Origin of the sequence: Pseudomonas sp. L5B5 (assembly GCF_020520285.1) — a bacterium.
Taxonomy (GTDB): Bacteria; Pseudomonadota; Gammaproteobacteria; order Pseudomonadales; family Pseudomonadaceae; genus Aquipseudomonas.
The window spans coordinates 3,712,401-3,728,210 of sequence record NZ_CP084742.1 but is presented as its reverse complement, the minus strand read 5'-3'; the positions used below and the strand labels follow the sequence as shown (position 1 = coordinate 3,728,210).

Here is a 15,810-nt window from a genome sequence, read left to right as displayed (position 1 = left end):
TTTCGGCCGGAAACTGCTGTTTTTCACGATAAATACTTTGTTGCCCCTGATGCGTTGTAACGCGGCCTACTAGATAATCGCGCGCTACGGGGATCAGCGTTCGTTGGTCCATTTTGACTTAAGTAGAGACTTGTCCACGGCCGTTTGGGGAATCATTTAGCCCCTTCGGAGTCGGAACAATGCTCGCCAACCTGGCATGTAGATAGCTGGCCGTTGGTTTTTTGATCTGTTTTCGGCGAGGGTTGCTCGTGATTGTTAGTCCCTGTAATGCACCAAACTTGTTTGCCAAAAGGTTGCGAAACGCACTGGTGACGGGCTCTGCGCTGGTCTGCCTGTTTGGCGTTGGCCAACTCATGGCATTCAGCCTGGATGACGTATCGGCGAAGGCCAAGGACTTGGCCGGGCAGAAGTACGAGGCTCCGCGCAGTAACCTGCCAACCGAGTTCCGCGACATGAAGTTCGCGGATTACCAGAAAATCCGCTTCCTCACCGAAAAAGCCGAATGGGCCGATCAGAAGACCCCGTTCAAGCTGTCGTTCTATCACCAGGGCATGCACTTCGACACGCCGGTGAAGATCAACGAGATCAGCGCCAATACCGTTTCCGAGATCAAGTACGATCCCAACCGTTTCGATTTCGGTGACCTCAAGTTCGATCCAAAAGCCACCGAGAAGCTGGGTTATGCCGGTTTCCGCGTGCTGTACCCGATCAACAAGGCCGACAAGCAGGACGAGATCATGACCATGCTGGGCGCGAGCTACTTCCGCGTCGTCGGCAAGGGCCACGTCTATGGCCTGTCCGCCCGTGGCCTGGCAATCGACACCGCGTTGCCGTCCGGGGAAGAGTTCCCGCGTTTCAGCGAGTTCTGGATCCAGCAACCCAAGCCTACCGACAAGCACCTGGTGATCTATGCCCTGCTGGACTCCTCGCGAGCCACGGGCGCCTATCGCCTGACCTTGCGCCCGGGCGCCGACACCATCGTCGACGTCAAGGCCCGGGTGTTCCTGCGTGACAAGGTCGGCAAGCTGGGCCTGGCCCCGCTGACCAGCATGTACCTGTTCGGCGCCAACCAGCCGTCGAAAGTCCTCAACTATCGCCGCGAGCTGCACGACTCCAGCGGCCTGTCGATCCATGCCGGCAACGGCGAGTGGATCTGGCGTCCGCTGAACAACCCGAAACACCTGGCCGTGAGCAACTTCTCGGTGGAGAACCCGCGTGGTTTCGGCCTGCTGCAGCGCGGTCGTGACTTCAGTCACTACGAAGACCTCGACGACCGCTACGACAAGCGCCCAAGCGCCTGGATCGAGCCGAAGGGCGACTGGGGCAAGGGCACCGTCGACCTGGTGGAGATCCCTACCGCGGATGAAACCAACGACAACATCGTGGCGTTCTGGAACCCCGAGAAGCAGCCTGAGCCGGGCCAGCCACTGGACTTCGCCTACCGCCTGCACTGGACCATGGACGAAGCGGCCCTGCATTCCCCCGACAGCGCCTGGGTCCAGCAGACCCTGCGCTCTACCGGTGATGTCAAGCAATCGAACCTGATTCGCCAGCCCGATGGCAGCGTTGCCTACCTGGTGGACTTCGAAGGCCCGTCCCTGGCAGCCCTGCCCGAGAGCGCCGAGGTTCGCAGCCAGGTCAGCGTCGGTGACAACGCCGAGCTGGTGGAAAACAACGTTCGCTACAACCCGGAAACCAAAGGCTGGCGCCTGACCCTGCGCTTGAAGGTCAAGGACCCGAGCAAGGCCACCGAGCTGCGTGCGGCGCTGGTGCGCGACATTCCGGCAGCCGAGCCGGCCAAGGCTTCTACCGCAAACTCCAGCTCCTCCGTGGCCAAGGCCGACAAGATCGCCGCCAAGCAACAGGAGAAGAAGGAGAAGGAAGCCGCTGCTGCGGCGGCCAAGCAGGCTGAAGCCAAGCCAGCCAAGGACGCCAAGCCTGCCAAGGACAAGGACGCCAAGGACAAGGATCACAAAGACGCCAAGCAGCCTGCTGCCGACGCGGCCCCAGCCACACCGGAACCGGCCAAGACGGAACAAGTCCTGACCGAGACCTGGAGCTACCAGTTGCCTGCCGATGAGTAACTCTCAACTACAGCCAGAGTCTCTGGCCGAGTACCTGGCCCACTTGCCCCTGTCGGACCAGCAGCGCGCGGAACTCGCGAACTGCCAGTCCTTCAGCGAACTGCACCAGCGCCTGTCGTCCAAGGCTTTCGATGAGTCCGCCGATGCCGCCCAGGCGTCGGTGGGCGAACGCCTGGCCCTGAGCACCGCAGACGAGCTGAGTGATGCCCAGATGCTGGCCGTCGACGCCGAGGGCCGCATCTGCCTCAAGGCTGCACCGCCGATCCGGCGCACCCGGGTCGTGCCGGAGCCGTGGCGTACCAATATCCTGGTGCGTGGCTGGCGGCGCCTGACCGGGCGCACCAACCCGCCCGTACCACCGCAGGACGAGCGTGTGCTGCCGGCTGCCCGCTGGCGTACCGTCGGTTCGATCCGCCGCTACATCCTGCTGGTGCTGATGCTCGGCCAGACCATCGTCGCCGGCTGGTACATGAAAGGCATCATGCCGTACCAGGGCTGGTCCTTCGTCGACCTGGAAGAGGTGGCGCACCAGCCGCTGATGCAGACCGCGCAACAGGTACTGCCCTACGCCTTGCAGACCAGCATCCTGATTCTGTTCGGCATCCTGTTCTGCTGGGTTTCGGCAGGTTTCTGGACCGCCCTGATGGGCTTCCTGGAGCTGCTGACCGGCCGCGACAAGTACCGCATCTCCGGCGCCAGCGCCGGCAACGAGCCGATCGCCGAGAATGCGCGGACCGCGCTGGTGATGCCGATCTGCAACGAAGACGTGCCCCGGGTATTCGCCGGCTTGCGCGCGACCTTCGAGTCGGTGGCGGCCACCGGTGACCTGGACCGCTTCGATTTCTTCGTCCTCAGCGACAGTAACGACAGCGACATCTGCGTTGCCGAGCAGCAGGCCTGGCTGGATGTCTGCCGCGAGACCAAGGGTTTCGGCAAGATCTTCTACCGCCGCCGTCGCCGCCGCGTGAAGCGCAAGAGCGGCAACCTCGACGACTTCTGCCGTCGCTGGGGCGGCGACTACAAGTACATGGTGGTACTGGACGCCGACAGCGTGATGAGCGGCGAATGCCTGACCAGCCTGGTACGCCTGATGGAGGCCACGCCGGACGCGGGGATCATCCAGACCGCGCCCAGGGCTTCGGGCATGGACACCTTGTATGCGCGCATGCAGCAGTTCGCCACCCGTGTGTATGGCCCGCTGTTCACTGCCGGCCTGCATTTCTGGCAACTGGGTGAGTCCCACTACTGGGGCCACAACGCGATCATCCGCATGAAGCCGTTCATCGAGCACTGCGCCCTGGCGCCGTTGCCGGGCAAGGGGGCATTCGCCGGTGCGATCCTGTCCCACGACTTCGTCGAAGCCGCGTTGATGCGCCGCGCCGGCTGGGGCGTGTGGATCGCCTACGACCTGCCGGGCAGTTACGAAGAGCTGCCACCGAACCTGCTGGACGAGCTCAAGCGCGACCGTCGCTGGTGCCACGGCAACCTGATGAACTTCCGCCTGTTCCTGGTCAAGGGCATGCACCCGGTGCACCGCGCGGTGTTCCTCACCGGGGTGATGTCCTACTTGTCGGCGCCGTTGTGGTTCTTCTTCCTGGTCTTGTCCACGGCACTGCTGGCGGTCAATACGCTGATGGAGCCGCAGTATTTCCTCGAGCCCCGGCAGCTGTATCCGCTGTGGCCGCAGTGGCACCCGGACAAGGCCATCGCGCTGTTCTCCACCACGATCGTGCTGCTGTTCCTGCCCAAGCTGCTCAGCATCATCCTGATCTGGGCCAAGGGTGCCAAGGAGTTCGGCGGCAAGTTCAAGGTTACCGTGTCGATGCTTTTGGAGATGCTGTTCTCCATGCTGCTGGCGCCGGTGCGGATGATTTTCCACACCCGTTTCGTGCTGGCCGCGTTCCTCGGCTGGGCCGCGACCTGGAACTCGCCGCAGCGTGACGACGACTCCACCCCGTGGAGCGAAGCGGTGCGCCGCCACGGTCCACAGACCCTGCTGGGTTTCTGCTGGGCCCTGCTGGTGATCTGGCTGAACCCCAGCTTCCTGTGGTGGCTGGTGCCGATCGTCGGGTCGCTGATGCTGTCGATCCCGGTGTCGGTGATCTCCAGCCGGGTTGGCCTGGGCCTGAAGTCCCGTGATGAGAAGCTGTTCCTGATTCCCGAGGAATACTCTCCGCCCCAGGCGCTGCTGGCCACCGACCAGTACACCCACGAGAACCGCTGGCATGCGCTCAACGACGGCTTTATCCGGGCCGTGGTGGATCCGCAGCAGAATGCCCTGGCCTGTGCCCTGGCCACTTCCCGCCATGCCCAGGCCGAGCCGATCGAATGGCTGCGCCAGGAGCGGGTGCGTCATGCGCTCAAGGGCGGTCCAGGTGCATTGAACAACAGCGAGCGCCTGGCGCTGTTGAGCGATCCGGTGGCCCTGGGTCGCCTGCACCAGCTGGTCTGGAGCGAGGGCCATGCCGAGTGGCTGGGTGCCTGGCGCCAGTCGGTGACCGCCGATCCCCATGCCCCGCTGCTGCCGTTGCAGCCGTTGATCGCGGCACCGCAACCGGCCTGAAGCCAACGCCCTTGAGTCCATGCTCAAGGGCGTTTTGCTTTGTGCTCCGCGCTCATCCCCGCCGCCCTTGTCCTACAACAAAAACCTTGTGCAAATACCCGAGTGCGTTAGCATCGCACCCGCAAATTTCTGTGCGTGATCGACCACGACCTGGTATCCGAAGGTTTGCCAACAAGGGACTGCGACGCGCAGACACCACAATAAAATGGCTTTCAGGGGACTTGAGATGAAGAAGTATCTTTCGCTGTTGCTGGCTGGCGCCGCAGCCATGTTGGCGGTCAGCACGGCACAGGCCGGCGCCATCGACGACGCGGTCAAGCGTGGATCGTTGAAGGTGGGCATGGACCCGACCTACATGCCGTTCCAGATGACCAACAAGCGCGGCGAGATCATCGGTTTCGAAGTCGACCTGCTCAAGGCCATGGCCAAGTCCATGGGGGTCAAGCTGGAGATGGTTTCCACCGGCTATGACGGCATCATCCCGGCCCTGCTCACCAACAAGTTCGACATGATCGGCAGCGGCATGACCCTGACCCAGGAGCGCAACCTGCGCCTGAACTTCAGCGAGCCCTTCATCGTGGTCGGCCAGACCCTGCTGATTCGCAAGGAGCTGGAAGGCACCATCAAGTCCTACAAGGACTTGAACAGCGCCGACTATCGCATCACCTCCAAGCTGGGTACCACCGGGGAAATGGTCGCCAAGAAGCTGATTGCCAAGGCCAAGTACCACGGTTATGACAACGAGCAGGAAGCGGTGCTGGACGTGGTCAACGGCAAGGCCGATGCGTTCATCTACGACGCTCCGTACAACGTGGTGGCGGTGGGCAAGGTCGGCAACGGCAAGCTTACGTTCCTCGACAAGCCGTTCACCTATGAGCCGCTGGCCTTCGGCCTGAAGAAGGGTGACTACGACAGCATCAACTTCATCAACAACTTCCTGCACCAGATCCACGAAGACGGGACCTACGACCGGATCCACGACAAGTGGTTCAAGAGCACCGAGTGGCTCAAGGACATGGAATAACCCCCGTTCAGACAGACCGGGTTGCCCCATTCACGGGCACGCCTCGCTCCTACAGACTTGTGCAATCCATGTAGGAGCGACGCTTGCCCGCTGAGGCGGCGTCCCTGGCGACCCAGCATTCGGAATCCGCAAACCCAATGAAACAGAACAAAGCCCAATGGCCCTGGCACATGTTGACCGTGCTGGTGCTGGTCGGCCTGGCTGGCGCGCTGTATTACGCCACCTCGCTGATGTCCTACGAATGGCGCTGGAATCGCGTCCCGCAATACTTTGCCTATCAGGCCGAGGAGTCCCAGCGCGCGGCGGAGATTTCCACCGTCGCCGAGGTGGTGCGCAAGGGCGGCAAGGCTGAAGTCACCCTCAAGGGCGACTCTGGCGCCGAACAGCACCTGAGCGTCGATGAAAGCAGCCTGCAGGTGGCCAGCGGCGATGACGTGGCCGAGGGCGACGTCATCGGTGTGACTCGGCATTGGGCGGCAGGGCCGTTGCTGTGGGGGTTGTGGACCACCCTGTGGCTGTCGGTGGTATCTGGCGTGCTGGGCCTGTTGATCGGCCTGGGTACCGGTCTGTGCCGGCTGTCCAGCAACCCGACCCTGCGTGACCTGTCGACTCTGTATGTCGAGCTGGTGCGGGGTACACCACTGTTGGTGCAGATATTCATCTTCTACTTCTTCATTGGCACGGTGCTCAACCTGTCCCGGGAGTTCGCCGGGATCGCCGCGTTGTCGCTGTTCACCGGTGCCTACGTGGCGGAAATCGTGCGTGCCGGGGTGCAGTCCATCGCCCGCGGCCAGAACGAAGCCGCCCGCTCCCTGGGCTTGAGTGCCGGCCAGTCGATGCGCCATGTGGTGCTGCCACAGGCGTTCAAGCGGGTGTTGCCGCCCCTGGCCGGGCAGTTCATCAGCCTGGTCAAGGACACTTCGCTGGTGTCGGTGATCGCCATCACCGAGCTGCTCAAGAGCGGTCGGGAAGTCATCACCACGTCGTTTTCGCCATTCGAGATCCTGTTCTGCGTGGCGGCCCTGTATCTGTTGATCAACCTGCCGCTGTCGAAGATGGCCAGCCGGCTTGAGCGGAGGCTCGCGCAAAGTGATTGAAGTCCGCGATCTGGTAAAAGTATTCGATACCCGTGGCCAGGTGGTGCGCGCGGTGGACAACGTCACCACCCAGGTGGCCAAGGGCGAGGTGCTGGTGGTCATCGGCCCGTCCGGCTCCGGCAAGTCGACCTTCCTGCGCTGCCTCAATGGCCTGGAGGCCTTCGATTCCGGCTCGGTGAGCATCGATGGCTTGCAACTGGCCGATCCCAGGACCGATGTGAACGCCTATCGCCGTGAGGTGGGCATGGTGTTCCAGCACTTCAACCTGTTCCCCCATATGACTGTGCTGGAAAACCTTTGCCTGGCGCAGAAGGTAGTGCGCAAGCGCGGCAAGCAGGAACGTGAGGCCAAGGCCCTGGCATTGCTGGAAAAGGTCGGTATTGCGCAGAAGGCCAACGAGTTTCCCTCGCGGCTCTCCGGTGGCCAGCAGCAGCGGGTGGCGATTGCCCGGGCCCTGGCCATGGAACCCAAGGTGATGCTGTTCGATGAGCCGACTTCAGCCCTGGATCCGGAAATGGTCGGCGAGGTGCTGGACGTGATGAAGACCCTGGCCCTTGAAGGCATGACCATGGTCTGCGTGACCCACGAGATGGGTTTTGCCCGGGAAGTGGCGGATCGGGTGCTGTTCTTCGATCACGGCAAGTTGCTGGAGGATGCCGCGCCCGACGTGTTCTTCAGTGCGCCCCAGGACCCGCGAGCCCAGGCGTTCCTGCGCCAGGTGCTGTAAGACCCTGTGGCCGCTGCCGAGCTGGCGAGGCCGCGACAAGGCCCGCAGGGCCTTCCAGCGATTGCCCCGGCACTGCGTATGGGCGGCCGCTGCGCGCCCATACGAAGTGCCGGGGCAGCGGCTACACGACTCAGACCTTGAAGCGTCCCACCAGGCTTTGCAGGTGAACCCCCAGGCGTGCCAGCTCGGCGCTCGATGAGGCGGTTTCCTCGCTGGCCGACGAGGTTTGCTCGGACACGTCGCGTACATTCAATACGCTGCGGTTGATCTCTTCGGCCACCGCGCTCTGCTGCTCCGCTGCCGCGGCGATCTGCTGGTTCATCGCCTGGATCGCCGAGACGGTGCGGGTGATATTGTCCAGCGAACCCCCCGCCCGGCGCGTCAACTCGACACTGCTTTCGGTGAGGTTGCGGCTGGTATCCAGGGTGCTGGCCACTTGCTGGGTGCCGTTTTGCAGGCCGACGATCAGCTCGGCGATCTCTTCGGTCGACTGCTGGGTGCGCTGGGCGAGGCTGCGAACTTCATCGGCCACCACGGCAAAGCCGCGGCCGGCCTCACCGGCCCGGGCCGCCTCGATAGCGGCGTTGAGGGCCAGCAGGTTGGTCTGCTGGGCCACCGACTTGATCACATCGAGAACGCTGCCGATCTTGTCGCTCTCCTGCTTGAGATGACCCATCGCCTCGGTGGAATGGCTCACTTCGCTGGCCAGGCGCTCGATCTGGGCGATGGCCTCGTTCACCACCCGGTCGCCTTCGCGGGCCTGCTGGTCGGCCGCTACGGCCGCCTCGGAGGCTTCCTCGGCGTTGCGGGCCACTTCCTGCACCGTAGCGGCCATTTCGTTCATGGCCGTGGCGACCTGGTCGGTCTCGACTTTCTGGCTGTTGACCCCGGCGCTGGTCTGCTCGGTGACCGCCGACAGTTGCTCGGCGGCGCTGGCGATCTGGGTCACCCCGTCGCTGATGCCGCCGATCAGTTCCCGCAGGCCCAGGGTCATGCGTTGCATGGCTTTTTGCAGCTGGCCCAGTTCGTCGCGGCGGTCCACGGCGAGGTTCTGGCTCAGGTCCCCGGAAGCCACGCGTTCGGCGGCTTTCAGGGTCTGCTGCAGCGGCTGGGTGATCTGCCGGGTGATGGCCCAGGCAGCGATCAGGCCGAACATCAGTGCCAGCAGCGTGGCGATCAGCAGGGTGCTCCTGGCTTGAGCTGCATCGCTGTCGCGCTTGGTGGTCTGGGCCGTGGTCAGTTGCTGGCTCAGGTCCATCAGCCGGTCGCCCTGGGCGGCCATGCGCTTGAGCGCAGCGGCGCTGGCTTCTTCGGCATCGCTGTAGGCGCTGACGGCCATCCGGTAGGCTTTCAGCGAATCGCTGGCCTGCTGCAGGTTGGCAACGTGCTGTTCGGGCAGGCGCGAAGGCAGGCTGGTGAGGTTGTTCAGGGCGTTGTCGATGGCATCCAGGGCTGGCTGCTTGGCCTCGGGCTTGGCGCTGTAGGTGTAGCCGCGGACCTGGAAGCGCGCTTGCTGGATCAGCTTGGAAAGGTCGATGACGTTATTGAACTGCGCCACGCTGTCGCCTTGCAGCAACGACTTCTCGACCTCGGCGACCCGGAGCACGGCATTGTCCGCGGTAGCCCCGAGCTGGGACCTCGCGGCTTCCCGGCTGGTGGTGGCACGTGTCATGTCGGCAAAGGCTTTCTGGTATTCGGCCACGGCACCCAGTTGCTGGTCGATCATGGCGATGCTTTCCGGCTGCTGCAGTTGTGTGCGAGCGGTCCGCAGGCCGTCATCGAGTTGCTTGAGGTAGTCGTTGACCGCTGTCGGACCGTGTTCGCCACGGCTCATCTCGTAGGTGAGACGGGCGATGCGCAGGTCCTTGGTCAGGGCGTAGATAACGGAGATATTGCCCAGTTTGTCGCCCCGGTCGATCACGCGGCTCAGGCCGGTCCAGCCAGTGGCAGTGATCAGCAGGGTCAGGAGCAGTACCAGGCCAAAGCCGATACCCAGCTTGAGGCTGACGCTTACGTTTCCCAGGTTTCTGGCTAGCCAACGGTACATTCTGCGAACTCCCTTTTAGCAATGTGCGCTTAACCATAGGCTATCGGCGGGAGTGGCGGATTCTGTAGCTTGAATGGCTAGTTGCCATTACGACCGTGAGGTCCGGCTGACCGCGGGGCCAGCACGCACCCCAGGGCTCAGAACAGTCGCGAGAGCAGGGCGGTGACCGCGGTTTCGACCCGCAGGATGCGTTCGCCCAGTTGCACCGGTTGCAGGCCGGCCTTGCCCAGCAGGTCGATCTCGTAGGGGATCCAGCCGCCTTCGGGGCCGATGGCCAGGGTCACCGCCTGGTCCAGGCCGCGAGGGCAGGGCGGATACTGGCCGGGATGGCCTACCAGCCCCAGGGTGCCGATGCTGAGGGCCGGCAGCCGGTCCTCGACGAAGGGCTTGAAGCGTTTCTCGATCAGGACATCGGGCAGCACGGTGTCGCGGGCCTGTTCCAGGCCGAGGACCAATTGCTCGCGGATCGCCTCGGGTTCAAGGAACGGGGTTTGCCAGAAGCTTTTTTCCACCCGGTAGCTGTTCACCAGGATCAGGCGGGGCACGCCCATGGTGGCCACGGTCTGGAATACCCGGCGAAGCATTTTCGGGCGGGGCAGGGCCAGCACCAGGGTCAGTGGCAGCTTGGCCGGCGGCGGCTGGTCGAGGGTCACTTGCAGTTCGGCCTCGCAGGCTTCCAGGCGCAGTACCTGGGCGCTGCCCATCAAGCCACCTATGCGCCCGACCCGCAGGCTGTCGCCCACCGCCACCCGATGCACGTCCTGCATGTGGACCAGGCGCCGGTCGCGCAGCACCACCCGGTCGGCCGCGATGAAGTCGGCCTCTTCCAGAAGCAGCAGGTTCACGCTTGGGTCGCTGGCGGCTGGTCGTTGTGGTCGTCGGCCGGTTTATCGTCCGGGTGCTCGCCGCGCTTGCTGATCAGCCCGCCAAACAGCACGCCGATCTCGAACAGCAGCCACATGGGCACGGCCAGCAGGGTCTGGGAGAAGATATCCGGCGGGGTGAGGATCATGCCCACCACGAAGCAGCCGATGATCACGTAGGGGCGGATCTTGCGCAGGTACGCCACGTTGACCACGCCGATCCACACCAGCAGGACCACGGCCACCGGGATCTCGAAGGCCACGCCGAAGGCGAAGAACAGCGTCATGACGAAATCGAGGTAGCTGGTGATGTCGGTCATCATCTCCACGCCGGCGGGAGTGGCCGCGGCGAAGAACTTGAAGATCAGCGGGAACACCAGGAAGTAGGCGAACGCCATGCCGACGTAGAACAGCAGGATGCTCGACACCAGCAGCGGCACCGCGATGCGCTTCTCATGCTTGTACAGGCCCGGGGCGATGAAACCCCAGATCTGGTGCAGGATCACCGGGATCGCCAGGAACAGCGAGACCATCATGGTCAGCTTCAATGGCGTGAGGAACGGCGAGGCGACGTCGGTGGCGATCATCGTCGCGCCGGCCGGCAGGTACTGGCGCAGCGGTGTGGAGACGATGGTGTAGATCTGCTGGGTGAAGGCAAACAAGCCGGCGAAGATGATGAAGATCGCCGCTACGCAGCGCAGCAGGCGGGTGCGCAGCTCGGTGAGGTGCGACACCAGCGGCATGTGTTGGTCGTTCTCTGGGATATCGCTCATGGTGCTCGCGGCGGCAAGGTGGAGTCGTTGGGGGCCGTGGTGGCGGGTGTTGCCACTGGGGCTGCGGGCTCTGCGGTCGGTGCCGGGGTCGGTGCGGACGGTACGGGAACGGGCATTTCGCCGGCTGGCGTCGCGTCAGCTACCGGAGCGGCGCCTGGCGCGTGAATCGTCTGCTCGGCTACAGGTTCCACTGGAGCCGGTTGCTGCTGGGTCGGCGCGAGGATCTTCCGCGCTTCCTGCTCCAGGGACAGGATGTGTTCGTTGTGCAGCTGCCGGCGGATTTCGTCGGCACCGATTTCCCGTTCAACTTCCTGTTTTATCGCATTGAAGCTGCGCTTGAGGCGCCCGACCCACAGGCCGGCGGTGCGCGCGGCGCCGGGCAGGCGCTCGGGGCCGAGCACCAGCAGGGCCACCAGGCCCACCAGCAGCAGTTCAGAGAAGCTGATACCAAACATTAGTCAGTGCTCACGAGTCTTTGCGGGTCGGCTCTTCGACTTTCTGCGCCTGCACATCGATGGTATGCGGCTGGTTCAGCGGTGCGCTCTGTTGCGGCTGGACCGGTGGCACAGGCTGCGCCGCTGGTGGCACCACGGGTTCGGCAGGCTTTTCGTCGTCGTTCATGGCCTTGCGAAAGCCCTTGATCGACTCGCCGACGTCGGTGCCCAGGTTCTTGAGCTTCTTGGTGCCGAATACCAGTACCACGACCACCAGGATGACGATCCAGTGTTTCCAGTCAAAAATGCCCATGCTGCGTTTCCTCTTAGAAAGTTGTTCAGGCGGACGGACGCGAGGCTTTCTCTGCGTGTCCGGACAGGCCGAAACGGCGGTCCAGTTCATCGAGCACGGCCTGGGGATGCTGCCCCAGCTGAGCCAGCATGATCAGGGTGTGGAACCACAGGTCCGCGGTTTCGTAGATCACATCGCTGCAATCGCCGCTGGCGGCGGCGTCCTTGGCGGCGATGATGGTTTCCACCGATTCTTCGCCGACCTTTTCCAGAATCTTGTTCAGGCCCTTGTGGTACAAGCTGGCCACGTAGGAACTGTCGGCAGCGGCGTTCTTGCGCTCCTCCAGTACCTGGGCCAGACGGGTGAGGGTATCGCTCATGTCAGTGTCCTGCAGAATAAATCGCGTGCGGGTCCTTGAGGACCGGTTCGACGGTTTTCCACTCGCCATCTTCGTAGACGCGGTAGAAGCAGCTGTGACGGCCGGTGTGACAGGCAATGTCGCCGATCTGCTCGACCATCAGGATGATCACGTCAGCGTCGCAGTCCAGGCGCATTTCATGGAGCTTCTGCACATGCCCGGACTCTTCGCCCTTGCGCCACAGCTTGCCACGGGAACGTGACCAGTAGATGGCGCGATTCTCGGTTGCGGTCAGGCCCAGGGCTTCGCGGTTCATCCAGGCCATCATCAGCACGCGCCCGGTCTTGTGATCCTGGGCGATGGCCGGCACCAGGCCGTCCGCATCCCATTTGATCTGGTCCAGCCAATCTTTCATTTTCGACTCCGACTACCGGGCTCGACCCGCTGGTGACGCCTCGGCGATTTCGACAGTTTGCCAGCAGGTCGCGCCACTGGCTATCGGCGAACGATCAGATACAAACCCACGGCAATCATGATGCCAGCGGGCCAGTGTCCCAGCTCGTGCAGTGGGCCGCCGGCAGCCAGGATCGCGCCACCGCCCAGGTGGGCAGTGCCCAGCAGGCGTAGGAACCAGTCGTCCTTGCGTCGGTGCCAGGGCGCGGGAGGGTCGGCGGCGTGGGGCTGCGACATGCGTTCCAGCAGGTCGCGGGTCATGTTGGCCAGGTGCGGCAGCTGTTCGATCTGGCTGTGGATATTGCCGAGCACGGTCTTGGGGCTGACTCGCTCGCGCATCCAGCGTTCCAGGAAGGGTTGCGCGGTGTTCCACAGGTCCAGGTCCGGGTACAGCTGGCGGCCCAGGCCCTCGATGTTGAGCAGGGTCTTCTGCAGCAGCACCAGCTGTGGCTGGACTTCCATGTTGAAGCGCCGCGCCGTCTGGAACAGGCGCATTAGCACCTGGCCGAAGGAAATGTCCTTCAGCGGTTTTTCGAAGATCGGCTCGCACACGGTGCGGATCGCCGCCTCGAATTCGTTGAGCTTGGTTTCCGCCGGAACCCAGCCGGAATCGATGTGCAACTGGGCCACGCGGCGGTAGTCACGCTTGAAGAAGGCGAACAGGTTGCGCGCCAGGTAGTCCTGGTCTTGCGGGGTGAGGCTGCCGACGATACCGCAGTCGATGGCAATGTACTGCGGGCTCCAGGGCTGCACGGTGCTGACGAAGATGTTGCCCGGGTGCATGTCGGCGTGGAAGAAACTGTCGCGAAATACCTGGGTGAAGAAGATCTCCACGCCCCGTTCGGCGAGCATCTTCATGTCGGTGCGCTGGTCGGCCAGGGTTGCCAGGTCGGTGACCTGGATGCCGTAGATGCGCTCCATCACCAGCACTTTCGGCCGGCACCAGTCCCAGTAGACCTGGGGTACGTAAAGCAGTGGCGAGCCTTCGAAGTTGCGCTTGAGCTGGCTGGCGTTGGCCGCCTCGCGCAGCAGGTCGAGCTCGTCGTAGATGGTTTTCTCGTAGTCGCTGACCACGTCGACCGGGTGCAGCAGGCGCGCGTCGGCAGAGACCCGTTCTGCGGCCCGGGCGAGGATGAACAGCCACGCCAGGTCCTGGGCAATGATCGGCTTGAGCCCGGGACGGATCACCTTGACCACCACTTCTTCGCCGGTCTTGAGCTTGGCGGCATGCACCTGGGCCACCGAGGCCGAGGCCAGGGGTTCGATGTCGAAGCGGCTGAACACGTCGCTGATCTTCTTGCCCAGCTGTTCTTCGATCAGGGCCACGGACTTCTGCGAGTCGAACGGCGGTACCCGGTCCTGCAGCAGCATCAGCTCGTCGGCGATGTCTTCCGGCAACAGGTCGCGGCGAGTGGATAGAATCTGTCCGAACTTGATGAAGATCGGCCCCAGGTCCTGCAACGCCAGGCGCAGGCGTGCCCCGCGGCTCAGTTCCAGCTGTTTGCGCGGGAACCAGCGCCAGGGCAGGACGAAGCGCAGGGCCAGGAGAAACCAGGGCAGGGGGAGATCGAACAGCAGGTCATCGAGGCGGTAGCGGATCACGACACGCTGGATGCGCAATAGACGACGGACGGCAAGCAGCTTCATGCGTTATCGCTTGGGTCAAGGGATCGGGAAAGGCGCTCGATACGCGCCTCCAGTCGTTCCAGGTCGAGCTTGGCCTGGTCCAGTTCACGAAAGCGTGCCTCGGCTTCGCGCTGGCCCACCAGGCTGCGCGATTCTTCGGCGAGGAATTCGGCGAGGTTCTGGTTGAGGCTGGCGAAGCCTTGCTGGTACCAGCGCGCGCGGCTGCGCACATGGCCGCTGAACAGCTGGGTGGCCACCGGGCCGAGCCAGCGCGAGAGCTCGTACTCCCAGTCCAGCTCCAGGTCCTGGAGGACTGCCGCCAGGTCCAGCAGCACGCCGCTGTCGCCCTCCAGCTCCACCTGAGGACTGTGCAGCACCCCGGTCTTGTCCTTGCTCAGCGCCAGGCGCACCAGGCTCGAGGCCGGTGCGCGCAGGGTGCAGTCAGGGTCGCTGGCCCATTGGGAGGCCAGCATCAGGCCTTCATCGCTGGGCAAGATGAACAACTGCAATGCCGGGCTCTGGCAGTCGACGGCGATCACCTTGCCGGTCAGGTGCTTGAGACGCGGCAAGGCCGTGCTGTCCAGGCGCAGCACCCGATTGATGCCGGTCTCGACGCTGGCGAGCAGGCCGCTGAGCAGCATCAGGGCTTGATGCCGCGGTGCAGGGCGACGATGCCTGCGGTCATGTTGTGGTAGGTCACGCGGTCGAAACCGACCTCGACCATCATCGACTTCAGGGTTTCCTGGTTGGGGTGCATGCGGATCGATTCGGCCAGATAACGATAGCTTTCCGAGTCATTGGTGATCAGCTTGCCGGCCAGGGGCATGAAGGCGAACGAATAGGCGTCGTAGACCTTGGACATCAGGGTGTTGGTAGGCTTGGAGAACTCCAGCACCAACAGCCGGCCGCCGGGCTTGAGCACCCGCAGCATCGAGCGCAGGGCGTCTTCTTTATGGGTCACGTTGCGCAGGCCGAAGGCGATGGTCACGCAATCGAAATGGTTGTCCGGGAAGGGCAGCTTTTCAGCATCCGCCTGGACGAATTCGACGTTGCCGGCCACGCCCAGGTCCAGCAGGCGGTCGCGACCGACCCTGAGCATGGACTCGTTGATGTCCGCCAGCACGACCTGGCCGGTCGGGCCCACCAGGTGGGAGAAACGCTTGGTCAGGTCGCCAGTACCGCCGGCAATGTCCAGTACGCGGTTGCCCGGGCGCACGCCCGACAGCTCGATCGTGAAGCGTTTCCACAGGCGGTGCATGCCGCCGGACAGCACGTCGTTCATCAGGTCGTACTTGGCGGCCACCGAGTGGAACACCTCGGCGACTTTTTCCGCTTTCTGGCTCTCGGGAACGTTCTTGAAGCCGAAGTGAGTGGTGGGTTCGGCATCGCTGCCTTTGCGCTGATCAGTCATATCGCTGTCACCAAAAGAGAATGCGGGACATTCTAATGCCGGTGACTGTCTTTGTCTT

General features: G+C 63.5%; 15 protein-coding genes and 1 pseudogene. 5 read left to right on the top strand and 11 right to left on the bottom strand.

The window, feature by feature from the left end:
* Positions 1 to 248 precede the first annotated feature (248 nt).
* From LGQ10_RS17020 to LGQ10_RS17000, 5 genes are all read left to right on the top strand, one after another.
* A complete protein-coding gene (locus LGQ10_RS17020; protein ID WP_413247559.1) occupies positions 249 to 2,084 on the top strand; it encodes a glucan biosynthesis protein G in 1,836 nt (611 codons plus the stop codon).
* Positions 2,077 to 4,647 (top strand): glucans biosynthesis glucosyltransferase MdoH, encoded by a 2,571-nt coding sequence (gene mdoH / locus LGQ10_RS17015; protein WP_226522644.1) that lies wholly within the window; start codon positions 2,077 to 2,079, stop codon positions 4,645 to 4,647. Before LGQ10_RS17020 ends, mdoH begins: the two co-directional genes overlap by 8 nt.
* Positions 4,648 to 4,873: 226 nt before the next feature.
* Positions 4,874 to 5,671 carry a transporter substrate-binding domain-containing protein gene (locus LGQ10_RS17010; RefSeq protein ID WP_058436488.1) on the top strand — a complete coding sequence of 266 codons (798 nt, stop codon included), beginning with the start codon at positions 4,874 to 4,876 and terminating at the stop codon, positions 5,669 to 5,671.
* Between the two features lie 137 nt (positions 5,672 to 5,808).
* On the top strand, positions 5,809 to 6,768 hold the full coding sequence (locus tag LGQ10_RS17005) for an amino acid ABC transporter permease (protein WP_058436489.1): 960 nt from the start codon (positions 5,809 to 5,811) through the stop codon (positions 6,766 to 6,768).
* Positions 6,761 to 7,495 (top strand): amino acid ABC transporter ATP-binding protein, encoded by a 735-nt coding sequence (locus LGQ10_RS17000; RefSeq protein WP_058436490.1) that lies wholly within the window; start codon positions 6,761 to 6,763, stop codon positions 7,493 to 7,495. Before LGQ10_RS17005 ends, LGQ10_RS17000 begins: the two co-directional genes overlap by 8 nt.
* Before the next feature lie 130 nt (positions 7,496 to 7,625).
* Here the strand turns inward: LGQ10_RS17000 and LGQ10_RS31605 are convergent, their stop codons facing one another.
* From LGQ10_RS31605 to ubiE, 11 genes and pseudogenes are all read right to left on the bottom strand, one after another.
* Complete coding sequence (locus LGQ10_RS31605) at positions 7,626 to 8,339, bottom strand: methyl-accepting chemotaxis protein (protein WP_413247630.1); 714 nt, start codon at positions 8,337 to 8,339, stop codon at positions 7,626 to 7,628.
* Between the two features lie 144 nt (positions 8,340 to 8,483).
* A pseudogene (locus LGQ10_RS31600) lies at positions 8,484 to 9,542 on the bottom strand (methyl-accepting chemotaxis protein); the annotation flags it as partial.
* Positions 9,543 to 9,679: 137 nt separating this feature from the next.
* On the bottom strand, positions 9,680 to 10,387 hold the full coding sequence (locus LGQ10_RS16990) for a 16S rRNA (uracil(1498)-N(3))-methyltransferase (RefSeq protein WP_226522642.1): 708 nt from the start codon (positions 10,385 to 10,387) through the stop codon (positions 9,680 to 9,682).
* Positions 10,384 to 11,178 carry a twin-arginine translocase subunit TatC gene (tatC, locus tag LGQ10_RS16985; RefSeq protein ID WP_058435587.1) on the bottom strand — a complete coding sequence of 265 codons (795 nt, stop codon included), beginning with the start codon at positions 11,176 to 11,178 and terminating at the stop codon, positions 10,384 to 10,386. Before tatC ends, LGQ10_RS16990 begins: the two co-directional genes overlap by 4 nt.
* Positions 11,175 to 11,633: a Sec-independent protein translocase protein TatB gene (tatB, locus tag LGQ10_RS16980; protein WP_226522641.1), complete on the bottom strand. Its 459-nt coding sequence runs from the start codon at positions 11,631 to 11,633 to the stop codon at positions 11,175 to 11,177. Before tatB ends, tatC begins: the two co-directional genes overlap by 4 nt.
* 10 nt (positions 11,634 to 11,643) lie before the next feature.
* Positions 11,644 to 11,925 carry a twin-arginine translocase TatA/TatE family subunit gene (locus LGQ10_RS16975; RefSeq protein WP_011058797.1) on the bottom strand — a complete coding sequence of 94 codons (282 nt, stop codon included), beginning with the start codon at positions 11,923 to 11,925 and terminating at the stop codon, positions 11,644 to 11,646.
* 25 nt (positions 11,926 to 11,950) lie between these two features.
* The gene (locus tag LGQ10_RS16970; RefSeq protein WP_058435589.1) at positions 11,951 to 12,283 is read right to left on the bottom strand and encodes a phosphoribosyl-ATP diphosphatase; all 333 of its coding nucleotides are present in this window, start codon (positions 12,281 to 12,283) and stop codon (positions 11,951 to 11,953) included.
* Between the two features lies 1 nt (position 12,284).
* A complete protein-coding gene (gene hisI, locus LGQ10_RS16965; protein ID WP_058435590.1) occupies positions 12,285 to 12,677 on the bottom strand; it encodes a phosphoribosyl-AMP cyclohydrolase in 393 nt (130 codons plus the stop codon).
* An 80-nt stretch (positions 12,678 to 12,757) separates the two neighbouring features.
* Entirely contained in the window at positions 12,758 to 14,362 is a 1,605-nt protein-coding gene (gene ubiB / locus LGQ10_RS16960) for a ubiquinone biosynthesis regulatory protein kinase UbiB (protein WP_226522640.1), read from the bottom strand.
* On the bottom strand, positions 14,359 to 14,982 hold the full coding sequence (locus LGQ10_RS16955) for an SCP2 domain-containing protein (protein ID WP_226522639.1): 624 nt from the start codon (positions 14,980 to 14,982) through the stop codon (positions 14,359 to 14,361). Before LGQ10_RS16955 ends, ubiB begins: the two co-directional genes overlap by 4 nt.
* Complete coding sequence (gene ubiE / locus LGQ10_RS16950; RefSeq protein WP_226522638.1) at positions 14,982 to 15,752, bottom strand: bifunctional demethylmenaquinone methyltransferase/2-methoxy-6-polyprenyl-1,4-benzoquinol methylase UbiE; 771 nt, start codon at positions 15,750 to 15,752, stop codon at positions 14,982 to 14,984. Before ubiE ends, LGQ10_RS16955 begins: the two co-directional genes overlap by 1 nt.
* Between the last annotated feature and the right edge of the window lie 58 nt (positions 15,753 to 15,810).

Coding starts and splice junctions, on each gene's coding strand:
- mdoH (WP_226522644.1), top strand. CDS start 2,077: ATGAGTAACTCTCAACTACAGCCAGAGTCTCTGGCCGAGTACCTGGCC.
- ubiE (WP_226522638.1), bottom strand. CDS start 15,752: ATGACTGATCAGCGCAAAGGCAGCGATGCCGAACCCACCACTCACTTC.
- LGQ10_RS17010 (WP_058436488.1), top strand. CDS start 4,874: ATGAAGAAGTATCTTTCGCTGTTGCTGGCTGGCGCCGCAGCCATGTTG.
- tatB (WP_226522641.1), bottom strand. CDS start 11,633: ATGTTTGGTATCAGCTTCTCTGAACTGCTGCTGGTGGGCCTGGTGGCC.
- LGQ10_RS16955 (WP_226522639.1), bottom strand. CDS start 14,982: ATGCTGCTCAGCGGCCTGCTCGCCAGCGTCGAGACCGGCATCAATCGG.
- LGQ10_RS17005 (WP_058436489.1), top strand. CDS start 5,809: ATGAAACAGAACAAAGCCCAATGGCCCTGGCACATGTTGACCGTGCTG.
- LGQ10_RS16970 (WP_058435589.1), bottom strand. CDS start 12,283: ATGAGCGATACCCTCACCCGTCTGGCCCAGGTACTGGAGGAGCGCAAG.
- LGQ10_RS16975 (WP_011058797.1), bottom strand. CDS start 11,925: ATGGGCATTTTTGACTGGAAACACTGGATCGTCATCCTGGTGGTCGTG.
- LGQ10_RS31605 (WP_413247630.1), bottom strand. CDS start 8,339: ATGAACGAAATGGCCGCTACGGTGCAGGAAGTGGCCCGCAACGCCGAG.
- ubiB (WP_226522640.1), bottom strand. CDS start 14,362: ATGAAGCTGCTTGCCGTCCGTCGTCTATTGCGCATCCAGCGTGTCGTG.
- tatC (WP_058435587.1), bottom strand. CDS start 11,178: ATGAGCGATATCCCAGAGAACGACCAACACATGCCGCTGGTGTCGCAC.
- hisI (WP_058435590.1), bottom strand. CDS start 12,677: ATGAAAGATTGGCTGGACCAGATCAAATGGGATGCGGACGGCCTGGTG.